Origin of the sequence: Lelliottia sp., assembly GCF_045627565.1 — a bacterium.
Classification (GTDB): Bacteria; Pseudomonadota; Gammaproteobacteria; order Enterobacterales; family Enterobacteriaceae; genus Enterobacter.
Genome location: NZ_JAZQNX010000005.1, coordinates 210,038 through 234,945, shown reverse-complemented (window position 1 = coordinate 234,945; position 24,908 = coordinate 210,038). Strand labels below are relative to the sequence as shown.

Here is a 24,908-nt window from a genome sequence, read left to right as displayed (position 1 = left end):
TAGCACAAAACGATAATACCGCACCTTTTAGCAGCACAAATCATTTAAAAACCGTCCCCACGAGTCGTTTAATTCCGGATATTATTCTGCTGCTAAATAATTAGCAGCGTGTCTATCAAGGAATAATAATGACAATAACTAAAACAGCGCTGGCGACAACGATCGGCGCAGCAGTGGCATTAATGTCTTTCGCAGCACAAGCGGAAATCACCGTTCTTAAGCAAGATCCTCAGGCGGGTAATCCGCTGAGCCGCCTCAACTTCACCGTAGGCGGCAGTATTCGTCCACAGTTCCAGAATATGACCGGCGACGACGGTAAAAACAGCTATAAACGTAACGGTTTTGACGGCGGTACGCGTTTCCGTTTCGCGGCCGATTATTACCTGTTTGATGACATCAGCTGGGTGAGCTACTACGAGCTGGGCGTGAATATTCCTGCGCAGTTCAACTGGGATCATCACTATGCAGAAGGTGCGCATGATACCTCTCGCCGCATGCTGTACACCGGCCTGAAAAGCGACACCTGGGGTACGCTGACCTTCGGTCAACAGAACAGTGTTTACTATGATGTGGTGGGCGCGAAGACCGATATCTGGGACTACGATATGGTCGGCCAGGCATCCGGTAACGGGATCAACGGCGATTACGATGGTTCGTATCGTTCACGCCAGATGCTGAAATATAAGAAAACCGTCGGCGATGCGGATATCTATGCGTCATACCTGTTTGAAGACAGCGAATACCTCCCGGGCAACGGCCTGCGTTACAAGCGTAAAGGCGGCGGTTCATTGGGTCTGGATTATCATCTGACCACCGATCTGACCTGGGGTGCAGCGTGGAACTACACTCGCGCGGATATGCGTAACCCGGAGAATGGCGACAGCAAAACGTACGACCAGAATATCCTGGGTACGGCACTGAGCTGGACGCCGGATAACTGGACCTTCTCCGTCGGCGGCGGCTGGTATCAGAACTTTATGACCACCAAAAAAGTGTCAGTGAATGATTACTTCGCCGGTGATGCGTGGGGTATTGAGTACTTTGCGGGCTACAAAATCCCGGTGGGTCAGTATGCGCTTAAATCCGTTCAACCTTACTTCATGGGCGATCGCATTGAGTATGTGAATGGTCGCAACTACCAGCGCATCGACAACGGCGTGGGTATTAGTTTCCAGCTGGATTACGGTTTCCGTGTTGATTACGAACACGTATTTACCTCCAGCACCGACAATCTGGGCGATATGAACCTGGTGCGTCTGCGTTACGACTTCTAAGTCGTCTGCCCGGGCGGTGTTTTGCCGCCCGGCATTTCCATTTTTGACCTCTGCTTATTCACCTTTCGCATAACCCATCTCCTGTACATTCAAAGACATATTCAGCAACATCATGAAATAATTTCAAGGACGCGGCCTGTGATCTGTGTCATGTTAACGGGAACTGCGCCGCATCGTACGGGGCACTCACACAACGCTACACCGCTTTGAAATGGAGATCTCATGGGATTACGTCACACGTTTCGCGCCGCAGCCGGTGCACTTTTGTTGGTCTGCGGTATGCAGGCCGTTCACGCTAACAGCGATCCGCATACTATTGTCTTCGGCGTTGCGCCGGGGCCGTACGGCGATATGGTGAAGCAGGCGATTGCCCCTTCACTGAAAGAGAAAGGCTATAAAGTGGTCGTGCGTGAATTTAGCGATTACGTCCAGCCAAATATGGCGCTGTCCAACGGCAGTATTGATGCCAACCTGTTCCAGCACTCGCTGTATTTCAATAAATTCACTGCCGATAAAGGGCTTAAGCTCACCAAACTGCTGACCGTACCCACGGCCGGAATGGGCTTTTATTCGCGTCAGGTCAAGAGCCTCGATGAACTGAAAAAGGGCGATATCGTCACGCTGTCTAATGATCCAACCAACCTGGCGCGTGGCCTGCGGTTCCTGCAATCGCTGAAGCTGATTACCATCAAAGACAATATCGACCCGACCAAAGCCTCCGAACGTGATATTGCCAGCAACCCAAAAGGGCTGGTGTTCAAGCCGCTGGAAGCCGCGCAGCTGCCGCGCACGCTGGATAGCGTGACCGCTTCGCTGGTCAACGGCAACTTTGCGATTGCTGCCGGGTTAGATCTCTCAAGCGCTCTGGCGCAGGAACACCTCGACGAAAATCTGAAAAACATTATTGCCGTGCGTACGGAAGATGCGGACAAACCCTTCGCCAAAGATATCGTGGCAGTGGTGCAGTCCCCGGCGTATCGCGCCGTTATCGACGATCCGAAAAATGTTTACACCGCTTTCCAGAAACCAGACTGGATGACGGCAGCAAAACAGTAATCGCGTGTTTGAAAAACAGGGCAGCCGAGTCTGCCCTTTTCGCATTTCTGAGGTAGTCATGATTAAGTTAGATAAGGTGTGCGTTGACTTTTCAACGGGACGCGGACCTTCTACCCGCGCGGTATCAGACGTCAGCCTGACGATTGCAGCGGGCGAGATTTTTGGCATTGTCGGTACCAGCGGGGCGGGCAAGAGCACGCTATTGCGTACGCTGAACGCGCTACAACGCCCAAGCGCCGGTAGCGTGAACGTTAACGGTGTAGAAATTTCAGCCCTCGACGGCGCAAATCTGCGCAAAGCGCGTCAGCGTATCGGCATGATTTTCCAGCATTTCAACCTGATGCATACCCGCACGGTGGCGCAAAACGTGGCGTTCAGCCTCAAAGCCGCAGGCTGGGAGCGCAGTAAAATTGCGCCGCGCGTCGCGGAAATTCTGGCATTAGTCGGGCTGACCGATAAAGCCAATCGCTACCCGGTACAACTGAGCGGCGGGCAGAAACAGCGCGTAGGTATTGCTCGCGGAATTGCGAATCATCCTGACGTATTGCTCTGCGATGAACCGACCTCTGCGCTGGATCTGGAAACCTCGGCCACCATTCTGGCGCTACTGAAAAAGATCAACGAGCAGATGGGGATCACGATCGTGCTGATCACCCACGAGATGAACGTGATCAAATCCATCTGCGATCGCGTGGCGGTGATGTCCGGTGGCGAAGTGGTCGAGCTGGGCGAGGTGTTCGATGTGTTTGCGCATCCGCAACACGCGTTTACCCAACAACTGGTGTCGCACACGCTGAATCTGACGTTACCCGAACGGTTGCGCCAGCATCTTCCGGGACAGCTGCTGAAGATTCTGTTTATCGGCGATTCTGCTGAACAGCCGGTGTTATCGGAGGTGGCAGTGAAGTTTGGCGTCGCGGTGAATATTCTGCACGGCAAGATTGAGTACATCGGCGAACGCGCGTTGGGGATTCTGGTGGTGCAATTGACCGCGCAGGACAACCCGTCCGCCGTGGCGCTGGCTGTAGAACATATCCGTCAACGTACCGCACAGGTGGAGGTGATTCGTGGATGATTTAGTGGCCGATCTGGGTCTGGCGTTTAACGAAACTTTCCAGATGTTGAGCATTTCAACGGTACTGGCGATTATTGGCGGTCTGCCGCTGGGCTTTTTGATTTTTGTCACCGACCGAAATCTGTTCTGGCAAAACCGCTTTGTTTATCTGGTCAGCTCCGTGCTGGTCAATATCATCCGCTCGGTGCCGTTTGTCATTCTGCTGGTGCTGCTGTTGCCGCTCACACAACTGCTGCTGGGCAACACCATTGGTCCGATTGCGGCGTCTGTTCCGCTTTCCGTGGCGGCGATTGCCTTTTATGCCCGTCTGGTGGACGGCGCGCTGCGCGAGGTGGATAAAGGCATTATCGAAGCGGCGGAAGCCTTTGGTGCCAGCCCGATGCGCATCATCTGCACGGTATTATTGCCGGAAGCGAGCGCCGGACTGCTGCGCGGTTTGACCATCACTCTGGTGAGCCTGATCGGCTACTCTGCGATGGCGGGGATTGTCGGCGGCGGCGGAGTAGGGGATCTGGCGATCCGCTACGGCTATTACCGCTACGAAACCCAGGTCATGGTGGTCACGGTGATTGCGCTGATTATTCTGGTGCAGATCGTTCAGGTTCTGGGTGACTGTCTGGCGAAACGCGCCGATAAACGCGATCGGCGCTAGCGCATCAGGCCGCCAGCCAGGCGGCCACGTCGCCAAACGTCCCGCGATAGATAATCTTGTCGGCTTTTTTCTCAAGCTGATAACGGTACATCGGGTCGTAATAGTCATTGAGCAGCGGCGCAAGCCAGGCATAGTGCGCCTCGGTACTGCCTGTCTGCCGCTGCTCGATGAGTGCGCACTCCAGCCATGCGTTCAGCTCGGCAAAACGCTGTAAACCCAGACGGCGGCGGATGGCGAAAAGACCGTGGTGCAGATACTCGCCGTATTCCTGCCAGCCTGCGTCTTCGCCATAAGCCGACGCAAAGTCCCGCCACATCCGCTCGAAATACTCCTCGCGCAAACGCTCAAGACGTACCTCGAAGGGATCCTCTACCACCGCAATCATTGACTGCGCCATACGTTCACGCAGACATTCCGGCAAATGGTTAGAGCCGATCATCCGCCCTTCGTCTTCAAGCACCCAGCGGGCCGCATCTTTCTTTAGCAGATCAACCGCGAGATGATTTTCAAACGTGGCTTGTGATAGCTGAGGCTGCAGCGTGCGACCGAACGATGAGCCGCGATGATGCGCCAGCCCTTCGAGATCAATCCCGTCGGGATGCTGTTTTACCAGCGACGTTTTTCCACTTCCCGTGCAGCCGCCAATCAGCACCATCGGCTTTTGCACCTGCGCGTCGGTCGCCTGAATCGCCGCCTGGCGCAGCGCCTTGTAGCCGCCCGCGATCAACGGATAATCAATCCCGGTCTCTTTCACCCACGCCTGCGTGATGTGCGAGCGTTGGCCGCCGCGTGCGCAGCAAAAATAGCCGTGCGGATTTGCCAGACAGATTTCGCGCCAGGCGTGAATACGCTGTTCGCGGGTTTCACCGTTCACCAGACGATGGCCGAGCGCGAGCGCGGCTTCTGGTCCCTGATGTTTATAGCAGGTCCCTACGGCAGCGCGTTCGGTGTCGTTCATCAGCGGGAGGTTGAGTGCCGCAGGCATCGCGCCCTGCGCAAATTCGACGGGCGCGCGCACGTCAATTAAAGGGGTATCGTTCGCGAGGATCGCGCGATAGTCGGTCCCATCGTTCATGATGAATTCCTGAGGAAAGCAAAATAGCAATGGGCGGGGATTGTACGCCGGGGAAAGGGAAGGTCAACTTACCCGTCATTTTCCGCGTTTCATAGGCGTGGGCTGCGCTCGCTCACCCCGGTCACTGCGACCGGGGATTCACTTCTGAAATGCGCAAGATTTAGGGTAGCGGACTAGTTAAGCTTACTCTGCGCCCAGGCAATGCCGCTGGCGTATTCTGGCGGCAACAGGGGAACGATGGCTTCCAGCGTGGCGCTCAGACGATCCTTATCGTCATCGTTGAGGTTCAGGTGACCGACTTTACGTCCTTCACGCACCTCTTTGTCATACCAGTGCAGATGAACCAGCGGCAGCTTCAGCCAGTCGTAGTTCAGCGCGGTGCCAATCAGATTGATCATCACCGACGGGCTGTTCACCACCGGCTGCGGCAGTGGCAAGTCGGTAATCGCCCGCAGATGCAATTCGAACTGGCTGATGGACGCGCCGTTTTGCGTCCAGTGCCCGCTGTTGTGCACGCGCGGAGCAAGCTCATTAATCAGCAAACCCGCAGGGGTGATAAAGCATTCCATCGCCATAACACCCACGTAACCCAGCTCTTGCATGATGGCTGAGAGCATGGCTTCTGCCTGCGCTTGCTGCCCGGCATCGGCGTGCGGGAATACGACGCTGGTGCGCAGAATACCGTCCTGATGCAGGTTGTGCGTCAGTGGGTAAAAAACTGTGCTGCCGTCATGCGCACGCGCGCCAACCAGCGAGACTTCACCGCTAAAATTGATGCCCTTTTCAACGATACATTCACCGTAGCAATCCGTCGGCAGTTCTGCGGTTTCGTGCTGGCGCAAACGCCACTGGCCGCGTCCGTCGTAGCCGCCCGTGCGGCGTTTCACGATAGCCAGGTCGCCCAACTTATCGAAAACGGCAGGCCATTCGCTTTCACTCGCGAGCAATTGCCACGGCGCGGTGGCGAGATTCAGCTTATCGAACAGCTGCTTTTGCGTCAGACGGTCAGCAATAATGGGGAAGACATCGCGGTTAACAAAGGCGTTGTGACGCGCCAGTTCACGCGTTAATGCAGTTTCGGGCCAGCGCTCAATTTCAGCGGTGATGACGCTTTGCTGAAAGGGCACGGCTTCAGGTTCTGCATCCAACCCAACGGGCCAGACGGCGATACCCAGCGGTTCACCCGCCTGACGCAGCATTCGACCCAACTGACCGTTACCGAGAACGCAAACTTGTTTCATGCTGCACCTCGCGGGTCTGGGTTTTCCAGCACCTCGTCGGTCTGCGATTGGCGCCATTCCACCAGGCGCTGATGCAAGGCTTTGTCGTGGGTCGCCAGAATTTGTGCCGCCAGCAGAGCTGCATTCGCCGCGCCCGCTTTACCAATCGCCAGCGTACCGACCGGAATGCCGCGTGGCATCTGGACAATGGAGTAAAGGCTGTCGACGCCGCTCAGGGCTGCGCTTTGCACCGGTACGCCGAGAACCGGCACCAGCGTTTTGGCGGCAATCATGCCGGGCAGGTGTGCTGCACCGCCCGCACCGGCAATAATCACCTGATAGCCGTTCTCTTCTGCGCCTTCGGCGAAGCTGAACAGTTTATCGGGGGTGCGGTGCGCGGAGACCACTTCAACGTGGTGCGGAACGTTCAGGATTTCGAAGATTTCGGCGGCAAACTGCATGGTAGCCCAGTCGCTTTTGGACCCCATCACGATGGCGACACGCGCCGGATTATTGCGGGAGGACATGCGTCTTAAAACTCCTGTGGTGCGGAACACACTGCTTTTAGGGCACAGAGAATAGCATGATATACAGGCAAGGAAAACGGTTGCGTCACCGGAATGGCGGCAAAAAGGCGAGTTGATTAAAACGGAAACTGGATGAGTTCTACGCCTTCTGGCGAGACTTTTACCATCGATCCTTCGTTGTGCCAGGCACCCAATACAACGCGATGCGCAGGTTCGCCGTTGGCGGTGAGTTGATGCACGTCCGGGCGATGGGTGTGACCATGAATTAACCACTGCACGCGATGTTTTTCCATCACCTCAACGACCGCTTGTGGGTTGACGTCCATGATCGTCATGGATTTGCTGCTGTTTGCTGCTTTACTGCCCGCACGCATTTTGGCGGCGATACGGTTGCGGATAAACAGCGGCAGGGCCAGAAATAGAGTTTGAATCCAGGGCGTGTGGACTTTAGCGCGAAACGCCAGATAGCCCGTGTCGTCGGTGCAAAGCGTGTCGCCGTGCATAATCAGGACGTTGCGGCCATATAATTCGAGCACGTTTTCGTCGGGCAACAACGTCATGCCGCTTTCGCGAGCGAAGCGTTTGCCGATCAGAAAATCGCGATTGCCGTGAATGAAATAGCAGGGAACGCCGGAATCGACCAGGGCTTTGATCGCCGCAGCCATATCACGGTGCAGGGGATTCGGGTCGTCGTCGCCAATCCAGGCCTCAAACAAATCGCCCAGAATGTACAGGGCGTCCGCTGAAAGCGCTTCAGCCTGTAAAAAATGCAGAAAACCGGCGGTGATCGCCGGTTCTTCTGTTTGCAGATGCAGATCCGCAATAAAGAGTGTCGCCACCAATTACTCGCTGACAGTCACGCTTGTAATGATAACGTCTTCTTTTGGAACGTCCTGATGCATACCGCTGCGGCCTGTAGAAACGCCTTTGATCTTCTCAACAACGTCCATACCTTCAACCACTTCTGCGAACACGCAATAACCCCAACCTTGCAGATTCTCGCCGGAGAAGTTCAGGAAGTCGTTGTCTGCAACGTTGATGAAGAACTGTGCAGTTGCAGAGTGCGGAGCCTGAGTACGGGCCATTGCCAGCGTACCGCGGGTGTTTTTCAGACCGTTATTCGCTTCGTTTTTGATCGCTTCTTTGGTGTCTTTCTGGATCATGCCAGGTTCGAAACCGCCGCCCTGGATCATAAAGCCGTTAATCACACGGTGGAAAATCGTGTTGTTGTAGAAGCCTTCGCGACAGTAGTCCAGGAAGTTTTTAACTGTTTCAGGCGCTTTATCATCAAAAGTTTTGACGACGATATCGCCATGATTAGTGTGGAAAGTAACCATTTTTTCATCCTGTTCCGTTATAGTGGTGCTTCGACCCATATAAGGGTCACATATAGGGGCTTGTTATAGCATAACCGCAGGATGCGATCACCTTGCAATGCGTGCTGATCCTATCCCGAATTATAGGTATTATACGGTCTTTACGATCCACACACGTTTACATGGAATCTTTGATGTTAAAAATCTTTAATACTCTGACGCGCCAAAAAGAGGAATTCAAACCTATTCATGCCGGGGAAGTCGGCATGTACGTGTGTGGTATTACCGTCTACGATCTCTGTCACATTGGTCATGGCCGTACCTTCGTCTCATTCGACGTGGTTTCTCGCTACCTGCGTTTCTTAGGTTACACCCTGAAGTACGTGCGTAATATCACCGATATTGATGATAAAATCATTAAACGCGCTAATGAAAATGGTGAAAGCTTTGTCGCGCTGGTGGATCGCATGATCGCCGAAATGCACAAAGATTTTGATGCATTAAATATTCTGCGTCCGGACAGCGAACCGCGTGCGACCCACCATATTCATGAAATTATCGAGATCACCGAAAAGCTCATTGAGCGCGGTCATGCGTATGTGGCCAGCAACGGCGACGTGATGTTCTCGGTGCCAACCGATCCAGGTTACGGTCAGCTTTCACGTCAGGATCTTGAGCAACTTCAGGCTGGCGCGCGCGTCGATGTCGTCGACGTTAAACGTAATCCGATGGACTTTGTACTGTGGAAAATGTCCAAAGAAGGTGAGCCGAGCTGGCCATCGCCATGGGGTGAAGGGCGTCCGGGCTGGCACATCGAGTGCTCAGCGATGAACTGCAAACAGCTAGGTAACCATTTCGACATTCACGGCGGCGGTTCTGACCTGATGTTCCCGCACCATGAGAACGAAATTGCGCAGTCTACCTGCGCGCACGGCGGCGAGTACGTTAATTACTGGATGCACTCCGGTATGGTGATGGTCGATCGCGAGAAGATGTCCAAATCGCTGGATAACTTCTTCACTGTGCGTGACGTGCTGAAATATTACGATGCCGAAACGGTGCGTTATTTCCTGATGTCTGGTCACTATCGCAGCCAGCTGAACTACAGCGAAGAGAACCTGAAACAGGCTCGCTCTGCGCTGGAGCGCCTGTACATTGCGGTGCGTGGCACTGACAAATCCGTCGCACCTGCTGGCGGCGAAGTATTCGAAGCACGTTTCATCGACGTGATGAACGATGATTTCAACACGCCGGAAGCCTACTCAGTGTTGTTTGACATGGCGCGTGAGATTAACCGTCTGAAAGTCGAAGACGTGTCGGCGGCGAATGCGTTGGCTTCTCATCTGCGTAAGCTTGCAGCGGTGCTGGGGCTGCTGGAGCAAGATCCAGAAACCTTCCTGCAAAGCGGTGCGCAGAATGATGGCGACGAAGTGGCCGAAATTGAAGCGTTGATCACTGCACGTCTTGAAGCGCGTCAGGCGAAAGACTGGGCGGCAGCAGATGCTGCACGTAATCGTCTGACGGAAATGGGCATCGTTCTGGAAGATGGGCCGCAGGGCACCATTTGGCGTCGTAAATAAATAACTCATGCCCGGTGGCGCAATGCATGCCGGGCCATTCCCCTTTCAATATCACTCGACCTAAACATCCCGTCCACTGTGTCCCCTTTAGCGTTGGTTGCGATTTCAACGATTCTGGTAGTCACGGGTTGTCAGAGTTAACCGAAGAGTAAAGTGACACCGGCCGGTCAATCTGCTCAGGCGGTTTCAAGCTCCGTACCCGCGCAAGGCGGATCAACTCATACTAATGCGGGAACGCCTGTTGAAATGGCGTCCGATAGCTCTGTCACCAACTGCCAGCGCGAGCTGACTGCCTTATCAAAAATCAATGGCCGTTTGTATGTTCAAAAAAAGGCAGCCTTAGATGATTTATTAGCAAGTGCGTCCGTTTACGCCTCTGTTCGCGGGGATATTGCTTCGCAAACCAAAGATACCATGGATGCGCTTTTTAAATACCGAACCCAAAAGCTGTGTAGCGATATTCAGCAAAACAGTGCAACAAGCACTTATAAGTCGTGGAGAAAACTTTAAATGAGTGCGTTCAGCATGAAGCCTCTTTTTATTTTGCATTACCCGCTTTAATCATTAGCACCGTCACTCCACTCGCTCAGGCGAGTGATAATGGAGAGACAATAAAATCGCTGGATTCAATAACGGCTCAATCCAGCGAGATTCCCGCTATATTATTTGCAGCACCCGCTGCACCTCCGGAATCATCTGCGATTCCGGAGGAACGGCATCACAAAACGCCGGCAAAGAAGATCGCGCGTCTTCGATTACACACTCCGCAATCACCACAGAACACGGCTAATGCTGAATTGTCTGCGCTGAAATCTGAACAAGAAAAAGCCATAGCTGAGCTGAAAGCAAAATATACTTCCGAGCAAACGGCCAGTGAAAAAGCGATTGCCGACGCTCAAAAAGCACTGGCTGACAGCGAAAACAGCGCAGCGCGCTAGCGCTCCTGACATCCCACCAAATGCGACGATGGTTTATGAGATTCAGGTTATGGATGTGGATCCGAAAGCAAAAACACAGTAACAAATGAAAAAATGCGCCCACAGTAGGGGCGCATTTTTTTAGGCCGATTCCCGCGCGATCAGTTGCCCCGACAGCGTAATCCGCTGCGTTTGAAGTTCCGGCTCTTTCAGTTTACGAATCATTAGCCCCGCAGCCTGGCGGCCCGTCTCTTCACTGGCGGACGACACATAGGTGAATGACGGCGAGGTGAGATTTACGTGTAACATATCTTCAAACCCTACCAAAGCGACCTGCTGCGTCAGAAACACATCCTTCCCGACGGTGCGTCCCACCTGATGAATACCTGAGATCGAGCCGATCATCGCATCGGGTGAATGACACAGGAGAGCCGTGATGGTGTTGTTTTTATCCAGAAGCTGTCGCGTAATAAAACCCGCGGCCTGCGTATCATCACTACACACGGGCGCGGATTCCTCTCGATTCACCAGGCCATACTGCGTCATCGCACTGCGAAAACCTAAAAGGCGTTGTTCGCGGATAAGACACCCCTCGCGACCGCCAATATAGGCGATATTACGGTGGCCTCGTTCAATCAAGTAACGCGTGGCAAGATTGGCTGCCTGACGATTGTCACGCATCACCAGATTGCAGGGCTCATTCACTAAAGACTGTGAGACCACAACCAATGGCAGCAGGCACTCACGGATCTGTTTCGGCAGGGTAGGCGTACGCGTCTCGGAGGAGAGATAAATGACGCCGGCAACGCCCTGCTGTTTAAACGAGAGCAGACAGCGCTCAAGATGTTCATGATCGTTCAGAGGCTGTCCGAGGAAAACCATAAAGCCTTGTTTTTCCAGTTCCTGAACGATGCTCGCCATCACTTTGATAGAAAAACTGTCGCTGAAATCGCGGAGAATCAGGCCGATAAGATTGGAGGTGTTGGCGCGAAGGTTGGCAGCGGCGACGTTATGAACATAGCCAAGCGTGGTGATGGCAGCGTGGACCTTCTCAATCGTTGCCTCTGAGATTTTCCCCTTCTGACGTAAAACCAGTGAGACGGTTGAAACCGAAACACCTGCCAGTTTTGCAACATCAATTATGCTGACTTTCTTCAAACCCGCTCCCTGAAATTTCTCGATTATCAGCCTGATATGACAACGTCTCCCAGAGTACAGGAGACGTGTCAGTCAGACATCTTATTATTTACCGATCATCGTGGACATGGTTTGGGCAATAAATTGTGCTCTGGCACCAAAAATCACCTGAATACCATTGTCACCCACAAACACCACGCCGCGCGCACCTAAACCATTAAGGCCGTCTTTATCCACCGCATCACTTTTCGCCACTTCCAGGCGCAGACGCGTGATACAGGAACCGACAGAGTTAATGTTCTGCGCGCCGCCCAGCAGGCCGATAATGTCGGTCGCAATTTCGCTATCGGTTTTATCGTCAGTTGTCGCGGTCACTTCCGTACGGCCCGGCGTTTTCACATCAAAACGGCGGATGACGAAGCGGAAGGTGAAGTAGTAAATCAGCGCCATCGGAATACCGATAATAATCGCGCTCAGGAAGTTGGTCTGATAGCCGTTAAACGACGGGATAATGCCGAATGACAGGTAGTCAATAAAGCCCGCAGAGAATGATTTGGCAATGTGCGCATGCAACAGATACATGGTCATATACGCCAGGCCCGCCATGATGGCGTTAAAGACGTACAGGATGGGTGCCACGAAGATAAAGGTGAACTCTACCGGCTCGGTGATCCCTGTCAGGAAACAGGTCAGCGCGGCGGAGAACAGAATACCGGCAGCAATTTTTTTGTTTTTGGTATGCGCTTCGTGATACATCGCCAGACAGGCCGCAGGTAGCGCGAACAGCATCAGCGGGAACTCGCCCTGCATGAATTTACCGGCGTTCTGATAGGTATCGCTGCTAAAGGATTTAACGCCTTCTTCCAGCATTTTGAACCAGATTGTCTGATCGCCATGGATGACCTGACCCGCCTGCGTGGTGTAATCCCCAAATGAATACCAGAACGAGGGATACCAGATGTGGTGCAGACCCAGCGGGATTAACGCGCGTTCGACCAGACCAAAAATAAAGGTCGATGCGGCCTGATTATCGCCGTTAACAATAACCGACAGCGCGTCGATGCCAGACTGAATATGCTGCCAGACGTACGGCAGCAGCAGACCCAGAATGAACGACAGGAAGGCCGTCGCAATCGCGACAAAACGCTTACCGGAGAAGAAGCCCAGGAATTCAGGCAACTGCAGCGTGTGGAAGCGGTTATAACACCATGCGGCAAGGATACCGCAGATGAGACCGCCAAAAACGCCCATTTGCAGCGTCGGAATGCCGACCACCATGGCGTATTTTCCACCTGATGAGGCCATCTCTGGCGTGATGCTCAGAACCGTACCAATGGTGATGTTGGTAACAAACACCGACACCGCAGCGGACAGTGCAGCAATCCCGGATTCAGATGCGAGACCCACAGCGGAACCGATCGCAAAGAGCATCGGCAAGTTATCAAAAATGACGCCGCCTGCGTTCATCATCAGCGGCATATGGAATTTATCACCGAAGGCCAGTAACAAACCTGCGGCAGGAAGCAGTGAAATTGGCAGCATTAACGCGCGACCAATCATCGATAATTTTGACAACGATTTAACAAACCCTGATATCAGACTCATGCTGATTTCCCCCGAGAAGCGCTTTTTATTGGCGCTGTTATTGTAAGTAGAACGTTTTAGTAGAACGTTCTACTTATCGTGAGAGAAGCGTGAATTTTGCGCAACTTAATTTTCACATTTCAACAAACGAAATAGTGATTATTTGAAGTTGATCGATAATTAGCCGTGATGGATTCAGGGGGATCTGGCGTGATTTGAAGAGAATCCCTCTCCAGGCAGGAGAGGGTTATACGAAGGGATTATGCCGTAACGGTGATGCTCTGGCTGGCGAAACTCACGGTTTGACCCGCAATAATTTTGCAGCGTTTACGGGTTTCCACTTTGCCATCGACTTTGACCAGCCCGTCAGCGATGAAAATTTTTGCCTGCGCGCCGCTTTCGCTCCAGCCTTCCAGCTTGAGCAGATCGCACAGTTCTACGTGTGGGTGTTTACCTAATGAAAATGTGGTCATCTTACGCTTCCTCTACATCGTGGTACTCTTCGCATGCCTGCAAAGTATTTTGAATCAGTGTCGCGACGGTCATAGGACCGACGCCGCCCGGAACGGGGGTAATGTAAGACGCGCGCGCGGCGGCGTCTTCATACACGACATCGCCAACGACTTTGCCGTTTTCCAGACGATTGATGCCCACGTCCACCACGATCGCGCCTTCTTTAATCCATTCGCCAGGAATAAAGCCCGGCTTACCGACCGCAACAATCAGCAGGTCAGCATTTTCGACGTGCTGGCGCAGGTTCTTAGTGAAACGATGGGTAACCGTGGTCGTACAGCCTGCCAGTAGCAGTTCCATACTCATCGGACGGCCAACGATGTTGGACGCGCCAATCACCACGGCGTTCAGCCCGTAAGTGTCGATGTTATAGCGCTCCAGCAGCGTCACGATGCCGCGCGGCGTGCACGGACGCAGACGCGGGGCGCGCTGACACAGACGGCCAACGTTATACGGATGGAAACCGTCCACGTCTTTATCCGGTGCGATGCGTTCCAGCACTTTCACATTATCGATGCCTGCAGGGAGCGGCAACTGCACCAGAATGCCGTCGATAACCTCATCGGCGTTCAGCGTATCAATCAGCTCAAGCAGTTCTGCCTCGGTGGTCGTTTCAGGCAAATCATAGGAGCGAGAGACAAAACCGACCTCTTCACATGCTTTGCGTTTGCTGCCGACATAAATTTGTGATGCCGGGTTGCTACCCACCAGCACGACAGCCAACCCTGGAGCGCGTTTTCCGGCCGCTCTGCGCGCCTTCACTTTTTCCGCAACTTCAGAGCGCACCTGCTGCGCAATCGTTTTACCGTCAATAATCTTTGCTGCCATCAGAGAGAAGATTCCGTCTGTAACGTTTAAAAGGGGGGATTGCCTATATTTTGTCAGAAGCGAGCGCCGCTGTCAGTCACCCATTGCGAGATTTCCGCAATCAGCCTCGGGGCGCAGCATTATCCCTTCGCTTTGATGGGTCTTTTCCTAAGGCAAATTAGGATGTGACCTGGCTCAATCGCAGTGTTTTGACCTGTTTTACTTTTCACCAATACGCTACTTTGTCTCTTCCAAAATAAACTTTCAATTACGCAATTGAATGTATTTTTTATTCCCGTTTTACGCGGGAAGGGCTTTTTACATTTCAAAGGAATAGATATGAAATTTAGCAATATTGCTTCTTCCGTTATTGCTTCGCTGGTATTCGTTGCGGGTGCCGTTCATGCAGAAGATCCTGTACCGCCGGTTTCCGTTAATGGCGGTACCGTGCATTTTAAAGGTGAATTAGTGAACGCAGCGTGCGCGGTGAATACTGAATCTGCCGATCAGATCGTTAATTTGGGCCAATACCGTACGGCTAAATTTACAAAAGTGGGCGACACCACCTCTAATATTCCTTTCAATATTGAATTGAATGATTGTGATCCAGAAGTGGCCAAAACGGCGTCTGTAGCCTTCACAGGACAAATCGACCCGACGGATAAAACGCTGCTGGCCGTCACGTCAGGCAATAACGACAACACCGCACAAGGTGTTGGCATTGAGATCCTCGATAGCCAGTCCAGCACGCTGACCCCTGATGGCGCGACGTTCTCCGCAGCGAAAGCCCTGATTGAAGGCACCAACACCCTTAACTTCACTGCCCGCTATAAATCCACCGCGGCAACAACCGCACCAGGCCAGGCAAACGCCGATGCCACCTTCGTGATGAAATACGAATAACCTGCTTTCAGGGACGATTTGGCCTCACGGAAGAGGCCAGCTATTCGAATTTGAGGGTCGGGTATGACCAGATTAAGGCAACTTTTTCTGCTGCTGTTATCTGTGGTGACGCCGGTGATGGCGCATACCGTGGTAGTGGATGGCGGGAAAGTGCATATGAAAGGCGAGCTGGTGAACGGTGGCTGCGCCGTCGCGCCCGATAGCCAAAACCTGCGTATCGAAATGGGGCAATACCGCACCAATTCATTTGCCGGTGTGGGCAGTTTTTCGACGGTCAATGTGCCCTTCATCCTGCGGCTGGTGGAGTGCAGCGTCGATGTCTCGCGCACGGTCGGCGTCATGTTTGAGGGCGTCACGCCCACTGAGGATCCGCAAGTATTTCTGGCGACCTCTCAACCCGGCGAAAGCCGCGTCAGTAGCGGTGTGGGGCTGGCATTATTTGATTCGCAGCAGCGGCAAATTATCCCCAATGCGGCGGCGAATAACTGGCGGCCAATAGAGTCTTCTGAGCTGGAATTACATTTCAGCGCACGCTATCGGGTTATTTCTGAACACCTTGTGCCGGGCAATATCCAGTCGGATGTCTGGTTCGCGTTGATTTATCCCTGACGGTATACACACCTGCGAACATAATATTAAAGGTATTGTTGTGATGAACTCCTTGAATAAACCCGGACTCATTTTATCGATTATTTTAATGATGGTTTCTCTTTCCGTAGAGGCTTCCGGTGGGATCGCGTTGGGGGCGACGCGCGTGATATATCCAGCGGATGCCAGACAAACGTCACTGGCTATTACGAACAGCAATAAACAAGAACGCTATTTAATTAACGCGTGGATAGAAAACGATCGCGGGCAAAAAGAAAAAACTTTTGCCGTTACGCCGCCGCTGTTTGTGAGTGAGCCCGACAGTGAAAACACGCTGCGCATTATTTATGCGGGCCCACCGCTGGCAACCGACCGCGAATCCCTATTTTTCATGAACGTAAAAGCTATTCCATCGGTGAACAAGGCGAATCTGGAAGGGAAAAACGTCCTGCAACTGGCGATCCTGTCGCGGATAAAGCTTTTCGTGCGACCAAAAAATCTGGCGATGCAGCCGGAAGAGGCTCTTTCGCAGCTCAAGTTTGAACGTGCTGGAAACCACCTGAAAGTCAGTAATGCGTCGCCGTACTTCATCTCGCTGGTCAATCTTCAACTGGGCGGGCAGAAGCTGGAAAATCTGATGATTGCCCCGAAAAACTCTGCGCAGCAGGTCCTTCCGGCAGGCGTCAGCGGCACGCTTTCCTGGCAGAGCGTAAATGATTACGGTGCCATCACGCCGGCGCGTCGCGTCGCACTGTGAGCAGAGTCAGGGCGATGAATATTCCACGATGGCGTTACTGCCCGTGTGCACTGGCGTTGGCGGCGTTCCTCTTTCCACAAACGGGATGGAACGAAAGCTATTTCAACCCGGGTTTTTTATCCGATGACACTGCCGGTGTGGCGGATTTGTCACGCTTTGAGCAAGGGCATCAACAGGCACCGGGCATTTACCGCGTGGATATCTGGCGTAACGAGGAATTTATCGGCACGCAGGATGTACGTTTTGAGACGGACGAAAAAAGCACGGCTCCCGTAGCGGGCGGGCTTTCACCCTGTATCACCCGCGCGATGCTTGACCGCTTGGGCGTGAATATCAGCGCATTTCCTGAACTGACCCAGGTGGCAGACGACACCTGTATTCCCCTGGCGACGGCCATCCCTGGCAGCGAAATCGGATTCAACTTTGCCTCTCTGCGTCTCAACATCAGTTTGCCGCAGGTGGCGATGCACAACAGCGCACGCGGCTATATTCCTCCTGAACAGTGGGACGAGGGCATTCCGGCGATTTTGCTGAACTACAGCTTTAGCGGAAACAAGGGGAATGACGATGACAACAGCTACTACCTGAATCTGCAAACTGGCCTGAACTACGGGGCCTGGCGTGTGCGAAACACCGGGGCGTGGCGCGCCACGCAAAGCAACGGAAATAGCCATCGCGAGTGGCAAAACATCAGCACGTCGGCTGAACGTACGGTCATTCCGCTCAAAAGCGAGCTGGTCTTAGGCGACAGCAACAGTGGCAATGATGTTTTCGACAGTATGGGATTCCGTGGTTTACGGCTCTTTTCGTCGGACAGCATGTACCCGGACAGCATGCAGGGCTACGCCCCAACCGTGCGCGGCATCGCCAGAACGCCTGCAAAAGTGGTGATACGTCAAAACGGCTACGTGATTTATCAAAGCTACGTGCAGCCGGGGGCGTTTGCCATCAGCGATCTGAACCCGACATCATCGAGCGGCGATCTCGACGTAACGGTGGAAGAGAAAGACGGTAATCCGCAGCGCTATACCGTTCCGTATTCCACCGTGCCGTTATTACAGCGTGAAGGGCGCGTGAAATACGATCTGGTCGCCGGCGACTACCGCAGCGGCAACCGCGATCAGGAGACGCCATTTTTCACCCAGGGCACGCTGATTACGGGCCTGGCCAATGGCTATACGCTGTATGGCGGCACGCAGCTGGCATCTCGTTACACCGCGCTGGCGATGGGCGCGGGGAAAAATCTCGGCGACTGGGGCGCCGTTTCGGTCGATTTAACCCATGCTCGCAGTCAACTGGCCGATGACAGCCGTCACGAAGGCCAATCCTTGCGTTTCCTTTATGCAAAATCGTTGAACGATTTTGGCACCAACTTCCAGCTGCTGGGCTATCGCTACTCGACAAAAGGGTTTTACACGCTCGATGACGTGGCGTGGAAATCAATGGAAGGCTATCAGTACAGCGACACTAAAGACGACAACGGCGTCGCGGATGTGCAGAGCTATCACAATCTGACGTGGAATAAAAAAGGACGATTTCAGCTCAACATCTCTCAATCGTTGGGGGATTACGGTTCAGTTTACGTCTCGGGCAGTGAGCAAACGTACTGGGGAACCAGCGATTCCAGCGTCTGGTATCAGCTGGGATACGCAGGTGGTGTGAAAGGGGTGAGCTATTCAGTCTCGTGGTCATGGAACCAGGCGGTGGGCATGGGAGGTACGGATAAAATTGCCTCGTTCAACGTTTCCGTTCCGTTCAGCCTGTTTACCCGCCACGGCTATCGCCGCGACAGCGCTTTCGATCGCGCCTACGCAACTGCCTCCGCCAGCCGGAACAGCGAAGGCGACAGCAGCTGGCAAACGGGGATCAGCGGCACGCTTCTTGAGGACAGAAACCTCACCTACAGCGTGACTCAGGGCCACACCAGCAATAACGGCGGAAGCGGTAGCGCCAGTGCCAACTGGCAGGCGGCCTACGGCACGTTTGGCGCGGGTTACAACTATTCGCGCGAGCAGCACGATCTTAACTGGCAGATGTCTGGCGGCGTGGTGGGCCACTCGGACGGCGTGACGTTCAGTCAGCCTCTTGGCGACACCAACGTGTTGATCAAAGCGCCAGGCGCGTCGGGCGTGAACGTCGAAAACCAGACCGGGGTTAAAACTGACTGGCGTGGTTATGCGGTGATGCCTTACGCCACGGTCTATCGCTATAACCGCGTTGCACTGGACACCAACAGCATGAATACCAATACCGATATTGAAAATAACGTCAGCAGCGTCGTCCCCACCAAAGGTGCGCTGGTGCGTGCCAGTTTTGACGCGCGCATCGGCGTGCGTGCGCTCCTGACCGTCATGCGCGGCAATCAGCCCGTGCCGTTTGGGGCGGTGGTACGCGAAACCCAGAGCGGCGTGACCAGCATGGTGGGTGATGACGGACAAATTTACCTGAGCGGTTTACCGCTGGCGGGGACGTTATTAATTCAGTGGGGTAATGGTTCCAACGCGCAATGCCGCGCGCCTTACACCCTGCCGGAAGAGAGCCTGCAACAGGCCATCACGCTTAAGGAGATTCGCTGTGATTAAGACCCGCTGTTTGGCCGCGGCACTGCTGGCGCTAATGCCCGCGACGCAGGCGTTGGCGACCGTCTGTGTCAACGAAAACGGTGTCCCGACCGATGTGTACTATGACTTAACGGATAAATTTAACAGCTCGAATAATCAGATTGGGCAGATCGTCACGCTGGCAGAAAAATCACAGTGGGTGGGTGTGAATGCGGTATGCCCGAAAGGGACGTCGGGCAATACGACCAAGCGCAGTTACGTCACCGATTTTCCCATTACCAGCACCATCGACAGCTATAATTACCTGAAGCTCAATGATTATCTCGATGGCGCGATGAAGATTACCGACAGCTACGCGGGCGTTTTTTATCCTCCGCAGCGTTTTATTCAGATGGGTAATCACCCTAACGTCTCAAAAAATAAGCCTTTTGGCGTTCAGGATTCAAAACTGGTGTTTCGCCTCAAAGTGACGCGGCGGTTTATCAACATGGTCGAGATCCCGCGCCAGACAATGTTTCGCGTTTACGTCACGACAACATCCTCCGATCCGCTGACGACGCCGGTTTACACCATCAGCTACAGCGGCACGATTCAGGTGCCGCAAAGCTGCGCGATTAACGCCGGTAAAGTCGTCGAGTTCGATTTTGGTGATATCGGGGCGTCACTGTTTAGCCAGGCCGGTGCGGGGAATCGCCCCCAAAATGTGAACCCCAAAACGCAAACCATCGCTATTAAGTGCACCAACGTGGAGGCAAACGCGTATCTCACAATGCGCGTTGAAGCGGAAAAAGTGTCTGGCAACGCGTTGATTTCTGACAACCCTGATTTAGGTTTTATTGTGGCAACAGCAAGCGGTACGCCGCTCACGCCGAATAGCCTCACCAGCAAAATTCCTTTCCGTCTGGATGATAACGCCTCGGCGGTGGTGGAGATTAGCGCGTGGCCGGTGAGCATCACAGGCAAAAAACCAGGTGAAGGGCGCTTTCGTTCACGCGGATATCTGCGTGTGGATTACGACTGAGGGGGAACGATGCGCAAGACGATGTTAATCGTGGTAATGGCCCTGTTCGTTACCCCGATGCAGGGATCGCTGGCGGCAACGCCGCTGGGTGAAATCAATATCGAACTGTACGGGAACATTGTCGATTTCACCTGCGTGGCGGAAGGCAACGACAGTAACAAATCGGTGACGCTCGGTACCTGGCCGACAAAGCAATTGAGCACCACGGGCAGCAGGACGCAAGCGATGCCCTTTACGCTAAAATTGACCGGCTGCCCTCCGGGAGCTGCCTCGATCACGTTTACGGGAAAGGTCGATACGCATGATCCTCAGCTGCTTGCGCTCAATGACGCCAGTCAGGCGAGCAATGTCGCCGTAGAGATTCGGGATCAGGATAAAATGCGTTTGCCACTTCAGCAGGCGAGTCAGGAGGTCGTTGTGGATGCGCAGGGAAATGCGGTTCTGGCGTTTTATGCCAATTACATCGCTACCGCAAATAATCCTCAGCCAGGTCGTGCTGACGCGGATGCGACATTTATGATTAATTATTATTGAGCCGAACGGTACTCCCTGAAACGCGACTGCGCGGCGGGAGTACCTTTATTTTAGAGCAGCTCGTGAGCTTTAGCATAATCAATAAGCTCAACAATTGTCTGCACGCCTAATTTCGTGTAAATATTTGACTTGTGCGCGCTAATTGTTTTGTTGCTAAGTAATAATTGCTCTGCAATTTCTTTGTTTGACAATCCATTCGCCAGAAAACGTAAAACGGTCACCTCCCTGTTTGATAATGGCATATCATTTAACGCCCCTTTGTGCGAGCCGTGATGATTTATAAAGCTCAGCGTTTCATAGGGAAAGAAGGAATATCCCGAGAGCAACATCTCAACGGCGTTATAGATATCGCTTAAATCTTTTCTTTTGCTCACAAAGCCGTTTGCCCCTGCACGCATCGCGCGCCCGGCGTAAAAGGATTCTGATTTGGATGAGAGAAAAAGAACTTTTATGCTTTCATTTAAGTTCTTGATTCTTTTTAGTAAAGTAAATCCATCTGAGCCCGTCATCTCAATGTCGAGGATCACCAGATCAATAGGGTAATTTCGAATGTAATCGAGCACTTCATGGCTGTCGCCGGATTTGAGTTTTACCGCGATGTTTTTATTTTTCTCTAACAGAACCTCTATCGACATTCTGACGATAGGGTGTTCGTCCATGATGATAATGGATGCAGGTTTCATTTTTTATGCCTCAGGTGGTTAACACGCAATAAAAAAAGCGCGGGTAAGCCGGAAGGATAATTTTGCAGATCCTTATACGGGGTATTTCCCTGGAAAGAGCGAAAGCATCCTTGTTATGTTGTAATGAAACATTTCCTCAACGTGATGGTTGAATTGAGATTTAACAGCCAGGTAGTGCTATTTCTTATTTTGCTCCGGAACAAGCTTATTATACCTTGTAAGTTTTCTCCGAAAACCCTGTAAATTATCTGAGGCTCCTTGCTTAATATAATCTTCTGAAGAGCGAAATCGTTCATTTTAAATTCAGGCTAAATAACCAATTGTCGAAGTGAAGGCGGGTGATGATATTTATGTAATTGCAAAAAATAATACAAATGACTCAATGTTAATATTATGTTTCTTTTTCAGGGTTTCGATGCGTAGACTTACTCGCCACTCTTTGAGTCGGATTCGGTGCCTCTCCCCGCATTAAAGCTTCATTTGAAAGCTATTCACTCTCTTCAGGATCATCATCAGGGCTGACAGCAGAATCAACTGTCTGACGTCTATGGGCTTATTTGTAACACCTTCAATAGTCAGGTTTTTACATCCCGAGCACCGCAGTAACACATTTTATGAAGAGCTAACTTTTGGATGAAATACCTGCTTTTCTCAGACGGAGTAGTGTTAAACGTGGCGGAAGAGGGAGGATTAGGAATAGTTGTAATCATTAATAAAATGTTAAATCAAAATATGTTTTTAATAATTATCGTAAGTCATTTCCTAAACCCCTTTAGGAATTAAGGGCTTAAAGAAGGGGGATCGGACAGCCGATGGAGAAGATGCAGCAATTCCTGACGATGATGTAGGCCCAATTTATCCAGAATACGCCCAAGGCGATAAACGATGCGGCTATAGGGGCGCTGGCGCTGGAGAGCGATATGCCTCAGTGACTGCCCCTGGGATAAAAACTGCAGGATGGTCCACTCTTCGCGTGAAAACCAGTGGTTACGGTTTGTAGTCAGTGGGTTGGTGGCCATCAAGGCCTGATGTAAAACTGGGGCTGAAACCTGGCGCTCAAGCACCTCAAAAGGGCCGGTCGTTTTACAAAAAAGACGGGTATCGTAATCGTCTGCGCGAACCAGCAAGCTGATGGGTATAAAAGGGGGATAAAGAATTAATCGTCGTAAAGCATCGAGCAATTCCAGAAGAGGCGACGATCGGCCCTCAACATCAACCACCAGTCTTGCCGTAGGCCAATTTTTCAGGGCATGAAATGCGGGCTCTAGCGCGTCAAAACCGCAGCAGTGACTCAATGGCGAAGGCCCATGCTGTAAACCCGTGTGCAGAAAATTATCGCGTGTAACCAGAATAATAAAGGGAGTCTCCGTTTTACGTGTCTGATTGATGGACTGACTCAGCGACACGAGGCGATCAAAAAAAGGGGGGCTGGAATGTGAAAACGAGAATCCCAGCGCATCGCTTCCTTTGCGACGACGCCGATAGCGGCGTACTGTCATGCGCATAGATTCTCTCTCAGGCTAATGTCCTTTTACTCTTCAGACCAGCCCACGGAGGGCCAGTAATATCCCTGACCGAATCCCGCTCCTGCTTGCAGTGCGCACTCCCGATCCCAATGTGATTCGATACCTTCTATAAGCACATTGCTGGCGACCTGCGCGCAGCGACTTACCAGGTGTGCCAACGCAGGCGTTCCCCTTTGGTGCCAGAACACAAGTTTATCGATCTTGATACCGCTTAAAGGTAAACGGCAGTGTAAAAAGGAGCGGATCAGACTGTCGTTTACGTCGTCAAGCCAGATGCGGCAACCGCGATTGGCGAGGGTCTGCAGGCGTTGGGTCACGCACGCCCTTGATTCAACTGAAAGAAGCAGGAATGAGTGGGGGTCAACTATCTCAATATTTTGTCCGTAGGCCAGCAACGGCAGAATCCGGACGAAATATTCTGGCTCGACAAATACGGTTATCGGTAGATTAATGAAAAGGTTGCGGCTATAGGGCGTGTTTTTTAAGGCTGCGAGTTGCGTTTCAAGCAACATAAGGGACTGATTAGCTGACTGATGCTGGAAAAATTGTTCACTTTTCTCAGGCGAAGCGAGAACGCTCAACAACTCCATGCCGACGATGCGTGATGATGAAAGGGCGACAATGGGTTCTAATTTGATGCCAATAATTTCTCGCGACACGCTGCGCAGTTTGGCGAATTTGTTCGTCGAGGGGGCTGCAAATGGGGAGGAGGCAAACGCGGTCACTGCACTGTCCTGTTATCTTCCGGGCTCCCAGGCGCCGGATTACCGCAGGCTAGTGTGCGGGTCATCCGTTTAAGAAAATACCAGGCGTTACTTAAAGAGGCTTAAGCCTTTTCGTAGTGACATGAAATGCCAGGAAAATCGACGGAATGTTGAAAAATTAGACGTATTTACAGTGGATGTGAGAGATGCTGTTGAGAAGGCAGGCGATTGCGCTAAAAGGCATTGACTCACTTGTCATTGGCCGTATAATTCCACGCGCTTCACCCCGCAAGTGCACGCTATCCGTGCGCCCTTAGCTCAGTTGGATAGAGCAACGGCCTTCTAAGCCGTAGGTCGTAGGTTCGAATCCTACAGGGCGTACCATCTGTTTTCTGCCAGTCCAAAACACGCTCAAAATCCACTCGTATTCAAAAAACGATTCCCGCAGGATATAGCTTCTAACGTTTTGCTATAAACGATTTGGCTAACCTTAATGGCATTTCTGTCATTTCTCTACCATGCTGATTAAACCTTGCTGTTCATCGTGAGGATGATGTTGTTTCTTATTAATCACAAGGAATTAGGTTATGAAAAAGACGACTGCCCTTTTGCTGGGAACTGCGATTCTCTTCACCACGAATGCATTTGCTGCTGAGCTGCTCACGCGTGAAGACTTCAAAAAAGTTGAGTCCCAGTATGAACAGATTGGTTCTGTGTCGACCTCTGGCGAGACTGCGATTGCTGATGCTAAAGAAGAACTCATCAAAAAAGCCGATGAGAAAGGCGCTGATGTGCTGGTATTAACCTCTGGCAATACCGAAAACAAAATTCACGGCACGGCCGATATCTACAAGAAGAAGTAACCGTTTTTACAGCCACCCCATTTGCTGGGGTGGCT

At 52.4% G+C, this 24,908-nt stretch carries 26 protein-coding genes and 1 tRNA gene; 15 read left to right on the top strand and 12 right to left on the bottom strand.

Annotation, left to right across the window (positions count from 1 at the left end):
- Window positions 1–128 precede the first annotated feature (128 nt).
- The 4 genes from ACKI5T_RS03605 (at window position 129) to ACKI5T_RS03590 (ending at window position 4,057) form a co-directional block, all read left to right on the top strand.
- A complete protein-coding gene (locus tag ACKI5T_RS03605; protein WP_407435600.1) occupies window positions 129–1,274 on the top strand; it encodes a porin in 1,146 nt (381 codons plus the stop codon).
- A gap of 222 nt (window positions 1,275–1,496) precedes the next feature.
- Window positions 1,497–2,330 (top strand): MetQ/NlpA family ABC transporter substrate-binding protein, encoded by an 834-nt coding sequence (locus ACKI5T_RS03600; protein WP_407435599.1) that lies wholly within the window; start codon window positions 1,497–1,499, stop codon window positions 2,328–2,330.
- Window positions 2,331–2,388: 58 nt separating this feature from the next.
- The gene (gene sfbB, locus ACKI5T_RS03595) at window positions 2,389–3,405 is read left to right on the top strand and encodes a virulence-associated ABC transporter ATP-binding protein SfbB (protein ID WP_407435597.1); all 1,017 of its coding nucleotides are present in this window, start codon (window positions 2,389–2,391) and stop codon (window positions 3,403–3,405) included.
- Window positions 3,398–4,057 carry a methionine ABC transporter permease gene (locus ACKI5T_RS03590; protein WP_407435595.1) on the top strand — a complete coding sequence of 220 codons (660 nt, stop codon included), beginning with the start codon at window positions 3,398–3,400 and terminating at the stop codon, window positions 4,055–4,057. Before sfbB ends, ACKI5T_RS03590 begins: the two co-directional genes overlap by 8 nt.
- A 4-nt stretch (window positions 4,058–4,061) precedes the next feature.
- Here ACKI5T_RS03590 and mnmH read toward each other — a convergent pair whose 3' ends face one another.
- The 5 genes from mnmH to ppiB form a co-directional block, all read right to left on the bottom strand.
- A complete protein-coding gene (gene mnmH, locus ACKI5T_RS03585; protein WP_407435593.1) occupies window positions 4,062–5,132 on the bottom strand; it encodes a tRNA 2-selenouridine(34) synthase MnmH in 1,071 nt (356 codons plus the stop codon).
- A gap of 173 nt (window positions 5,133–5,305) precedes the next feature.
- Entirely contained in the window at window positions 5,306–6,373 is a 1,068-nt protein-coding gene (gene purK / locus ACKI5T_RS03580) for a 5-(carboxyamino)imidazole ribonucleotide synthase (protein WP_407435591.1), read from the bottom strand.
- A complete protein-coding gene (gene purE, locus ACKI5T_RS03575) occupies window positions 6,370–6,879 on the bottom strand; it encodes a 5-(carboxyamino)imidazole ribonucleotide mutase (protein WP_012016381.1) in 510 nt (169 codons plus the stop codon). The genes purK and purE overlap by 4 nt, the downstream gene beginning before the upstream one ends.
- Window positions 6,880–6,995: 116 nt before the next feature.
- Window positions 6,996–7,718, bottom strand: a complete 723-nt coding sequence (lpxH, locus tag ACKI5T_RS03570; RefSeq protein WP_407435589.1) for a UDP-2,3-diacylglucosamine diphosphatase — start codon at window positions 7,716–7,718, stop codon at window positions 6,996–6,998.
- A 3-nt stretch (window positions 7,719–7,721) separates the two neighbouring features.
- A complete protein-coding gene (gene ppiB, locus ACKI5T_RS03565; RefSeq protein WP_059177961.1) occupies window positions 7,722–8,216 on the bottom strand; it encodes a peptidylprolyl isomerase B in 495 nt (164 codons plus the stop codon).
- Between the two features lie 173 nt (window positions 8,217–8,389).
- Between ppiB and cysS the strand changes: the two genes are divergently transcribed.
- From cysS to ACKI5T_RS03550, 3 genes are all read left to right on the top strand, one after another.
- Window positions 8,390–9,775 carry a cysteine--tRNA ligase gene (gene cysS, locus ACKI5T_RS03560; protein WP_407435587.1) on the top strand — a complete coding sequence of 462 codons (1,386 nt, stop codon included), beginning with the start codon at window positions 8,390–8,392 and terminating at the stop codon, window positions 9,773–9,775.
- 153 nt (window positions 9,776–9,928) lie between these two features.
- On the top strand, window positions 9,929–10,285 hold the full coding sequence (locus ACKI5T_RS03555) for a hypothetical protein (RefSeq protein ID WP_407435586.1): 357 nt from the start codon (window positions 9,929–9,931) through the stop codon (window positions 10,283–10,285).
- On the top strand, window positions 10,270–10,713 hold the full coding sequence (locus ACKI5T_RS03550; protein ID WP_407435585.1) for a hypothetical protein: 444 nt from the start codon (window positions 10,270–10,272) through the stop codon (window positions 10,711–10,713). Before ACKI5T_RS03555 ends, ACKI5T_RS03550 begins: the two co-directional genes overlap by 16 nt.
- A gap of 120 nt (window positions 10,714–10,833) precedes the next feature.
- Here the strand turns inward: ACKI5T_RS03550 and malI are convergent, their stop codons facing one another.
- The 4 genes from malI to folD all read right to left on the bottom strand — a co-directional run bounded on the left by malI (window position 10,834) and on the right by folD (window position 14,754).
- On the bottom strand, window positions 10,834–11,850 hold the full coding sequence (gene malI, locus ACKI5T_RS03545; protein WP_407435584.1) for a Mal regulon transcriptional regulator MalI: 1,017 nt from the start codon (window positions 11,848–11,850) through the stop codon (window positions 10,834–10,836).
- A gap of 84 nt (window positions 11,851–11,934) precedes the next feature.
- Window positions 11,935–13,434 carry a PTS transporter subunit EIIC gene (locus ACKI5T_RS03540; RefSeq protein WP_407435582.1) on the bottom strand — a complete coding sequence of 500 codons (1,500 nt, stop codon included), beginning with the start codon at window positions 13,432–13,434 and terminating at the stop codon, window positions 11,935–11,937.
- Between the two features lie 239 nt (window positions 13,435–13,673).
- Window positions 13,674–13,886 carry a ribosome-associated protein YbcJ gene (gene ybcJ, locus ACKI5T_RS03535; RefSeq protein WP_059177967.1) on the bottom strand — a complete coding sequence of 71 codons (213 nt, stop codon included), beginning with the start codon at window positions 13,884–13,886 and terminating at the stop codon, window positions 13,674–13,676.
- Window position 13,887: 1 nt separating this feature from the next.
- On the bottom strand, window positions 13,888–14,754 hold the full coding sequence (gene folD, locus ACKI5T_RS03530) for a bifunctional methylenetetrahydrofolate dehydrogenase/methenyltetrahydrofolate cyclohydrolase FolD (protein ID WP_407435581.1): 867 nt from the start codon (window positions 14,752–14,754) through the stop codon (window positions 13,888–13,890).
- Window positions 14,755–15,072: 318 nt separating this feature from the next.
- Between folD and fimA the strand changes: the two genes are divergently transcribed.
- The 6 genes from fimA to sfmF all read left to right on the top strand — a co-directional run bounded on the left by fimA (window position 15,073) and on the right by sfmF (window position 21,097).
- On the top strand, window positions 15,073–15,636 hold the full coding sequence (gene fimA, locus ACKI5T_RS03525; protein ID WP_012016391.1) for a type 1 fimbrial major subunit FimA: 564 nt from the start codon (window positions 15,073–15,075) through the stop codon (window positions 15,634–15,636).
- A gap of 63 nt (window positions 15,637–15,699) precedes the next feature.
- Complete coding sequence (gene fimI, locus ACKI5T_RS03520) at window positions 15,700–16,245, top strand: type 1 fimbrial protein subunit FimI (protein WP_407435580.1); 546 nt, start codon at window positions 15,700–15,702, stop codon at window positions 16,243–16,245.
- Between the two features lie 43 nt (window positions 16,246–16,288).
- The gene (fimC, locus tag ACKI5T_RS03515; RefSeq protein ID WP_407435782.1) at window positions 16,289–16,981 is read left to right on the top strand and encodes a type 1 fimbria chaperone FimC; all 693 of its coding nucleotides are present in this window, start codon (window positions 16,289–16,291) and stop codon (window positions 16,979–16,981) included.
- Window positions 16,982–16,995: 14 nt separating this feature from the next.
- Complete coding sequence (locus ACKI5T_RS03510; protein WP_407435578.1) at window positions 16,996–19,563, top strand: fimbrial biogenesis usher protein; 2,568 nt, start codon at window positions 16,996–16,998, stop codon at window positions 19,561–19,563.
- Entirely contained in the window at window positions 19,556–20,563 is a 1,008-nt protein-coding gene (gene fimH / locus ACKI5T_RS03505; RefSeq protein WP_407435576.1) for a type 1 fimbria D-mannose specific adhesin FimH, read from the top strand. The genes ACKI5T_RS03510 and fimH overlap by 8 nt, the downstream gene beginning before the upstream one ends.
- A 9-nt stretch (window positions 20,564–20,572) precedes the next feature.
- Window positions 20,573–21,097, top strand: a complete 525-nt coding sequence (gene sfmF / locus ACKI5T_RS03500) for a fimbria assembly protein (RefSeq protein WP_407435575.1) — start codon at window positions 20,573–20,575, stop codon at window positions 21,095–21,097.
- Between the two features lie 50 nt (window positions 21,098–21,147).
- On the opposite strand, the gene fimZ is transcribed toward sfmF, so the two are convergent.
- The 3 genes from fimZ to ACKI5T_RS03485 all read right to left on the bottom strand — a co-directional run bounded on the left by fimZ (window position 21,148) and on the right by ACKI5T_RS03485 (window position 24,031).
- Window positions 21,148–21,780, bottom strand: coding sequence for a fimbria biosynthesis transcriptional regulator FimZ (gene fimZ / locus ACKI5T_RS03495; RefSeq protein WP_012016397.1), 633 nt, complete (start codon window positions 21,778–21,780; stop codon window positions 21,148–21,150).
- A 779-nt stretch (window positions 21,781–22,559) separates the two neighbouring features.
- Window positions 22,560–23,285 (bottom strand): helix-turn-helix transcriptional regulator, encoded by a 726-nt coding sequence (locus ACKI5T_RS03490; protein ID WP_407435573.1) that lies wholly within the window; start codon window positions 23,283–23,285, stop codon window positions 22,560–22,562.
- A gap of 26 nt (window positions 23,286–23,311) precedes the next feature.
- On the bottom strand, window positions 23,312–24,031 hold the full coding sequence (locus ACKI5T_RS03485) for an EAL domain-containing protein (RefSeq protein WP_407435571.1): 720 nt from the start codon (window positions 24,029–24,031) through the stop codon (window positions 23,312–23,314).
- 286 nt (window positions 24,032–24,317) lie between these two features.
- Here ACKI5T_RS03485 and ACKI5T_RS03480 point away from each other — a divergent pair.
- A tRNA-Arg gene (locus ACKI5T_RS03480) sits at window positions 24,318–24,394 on the top strand.
- Window positions 24,395–24,597: 203 nt separating this feature from the next.
- Window positions 24,598–24,873 carry a DUF1471 family periplasmic protein YahO gene (gene yahO / locus ACKI5T_RS03475; protein ID WP_407435569.1) on the top strand — a complete coding sequence of 92 codons (276 nt, stop codon included), beginning with the start codon at window positions 24,598–24,600 and terminating at the stop codon, window positions 24,871–24,873.
- The last annotated feature ends 35 nt before the right edge of the window (window positions 24,874–24,908 follow it).